A 1,660-nucleotide genomic window follows, 5' to 3' on the forward strand; every position below is an offset into this window, starting at 1 on the left:
GACCCTGGCTGTGTGAAAAGCCACGAGTCGGTTAGGATTCTTCCGTTTCCTGATGGGGGATACGGATGGGACGCTTCGTTGAAGGCGCGGACAGATCCCAGCTGACGCTCTTGCCGGAATGTCTGGAGGATTGGGTAAGCGAGGACAACGCGGTCCATGTGATCGATGTGTTTGTCGAGGCGCTCGACCTGCATGGAATGGGGTTTGAGCGTGTGATCGCCAAGGAGACGGGCCGGCCGTCCTATCATCCGGCAGTCCTTCTGAAGCTTTACATCTACGGATATCTCAATCGGGTGCAATCCAGTCGCCGCCTGGAACGTGAGGCGTGCCGCAATATCGAGGTGATGTGGCTGATCGGCCGCCTGGCTCCCGATCATAAGACGATCGCCGATTTCCGGAGGGACAATGGAGCGGCGATCAAGAAGGTTTGTGCGAAGTTCATTGCACTATGCCGGCAAATGGGCCTGTTGCAGACCCCAAGCGTCGCAATCGACGGCAGCAAGTTCAAGGCGGTGAACAACCGCGACCGCAACTTCACGCATGCCAAGATGGCGAGGCGGATGGCGCAGATTGAGGAAAGCGTCGGCCGATATCTGCGTCAACTCGATAGCGCCGATCGGCAGGAGCCATCGGAAGCGATCAGCATCAAGACGACGAGGATCAAGGAAAAGATCGCTCGGTTGAAGCAGGAGATGAGCCGCCTGGAAGTGCTTGATGCGCAGATGCGCAACACGCCGGATCAACAGATATCGCTCACCGATCCAGATGCCCGTTCGATGGCCACCAGCGGACGCGGATCGGGTGTCGTCGGCTACAATGTCCAGGTCGCGGTGGACACTGAACACCATCTGATTGTTACGCACGAGGTCATAAACGTAGGCAACGACCGGGGACAGCTTGCTCGGATGTCGAAACAAGCCAAAGAAGTGCTCGAAGTGGACAGACTCGATGCGGTCGCCGATCGTGGCTACTTCGACGGAGAGGAGATATTAGCCTGCGAAGAGGCTGGCGTTGCAGTCACCTTGCCCAAGCCGATGACGTCGAACGCCAAGGCTGAGGGCCGGTTCGGCAAACAGGACTTCGCCTACCTGCCTGATGAGGATGTCTACCGTTGCCCATCCGGCCAGCTGCTGCCATATCACTTCACCAACATCGAGCATGGAATGACGCTGCGCCGTTACTGGTCGACGGCGGCATGCCAAGGCTGCGCGATCAAGAGCCAATGTACGCCGTCCAAGGAGCGCCGGATCACGCGCTGGGAGCATGAACATGTGGTCGAGGAGGTCCAGAGACGGCTCGATTCCAATCCCGACGCCATGCGGACGCGACGTGAGACAGTCGAGCATCCCTTCGGCACGATCAAGGCCCGTATGGGTGCGACCCACTTCCTGATGAAGCGCCTACCGAATGTCGCCGCTGAGATGGCGCTGCATGTTCTCGCCTATAACCTCACACGGGTGATGAACATCGTCGGCAAACCGAGCCTGATTGCAGCCATCCGCGCCGCCTAAGGCCGGAAAGTGCGTCCAAAACCGCAATACCGCGTCGCGATACCCACTTTGGCCGGTCATTGGACGGTCCGACGCGACAACATCGGCCGCCTGCAATAATTGGCGACCACGGCCACGTCCGACCTATCCGTTTGCACACAACCAAGACC

The 1,660-nt window shown here is 58.9% G+C and carries 1 protein-coding gene; it reads left to right on the forward strand.

The window, feature by feature from the left end:
- Positions 1–65 precede the first annotated feature (65 nt).
- Entirely contained in the window at positions 66–1,511 is a 1,446-nt protein-coding gene (locus tag Q2M23_RS43530; RefSeq protein ID WP_316399507.1) for an IS1182 family transposase, read from the forward strand.
- Positions 1,512–1,660 lie beyond the last annotated feature (149 nt).

Origin of the sequence: Bradyrhizobium sp. 33ap4, assembly GCF_032654765.1 — a bacterium.
GTDB classification, from domain to species: domain Bacteria; phylum Pseudomonadota; class Alphaproteobacteria; order Rhizobiales; family Xanthobacteraceae; genus Bradyrhizobium; species Bradyrhizobium australafricanum.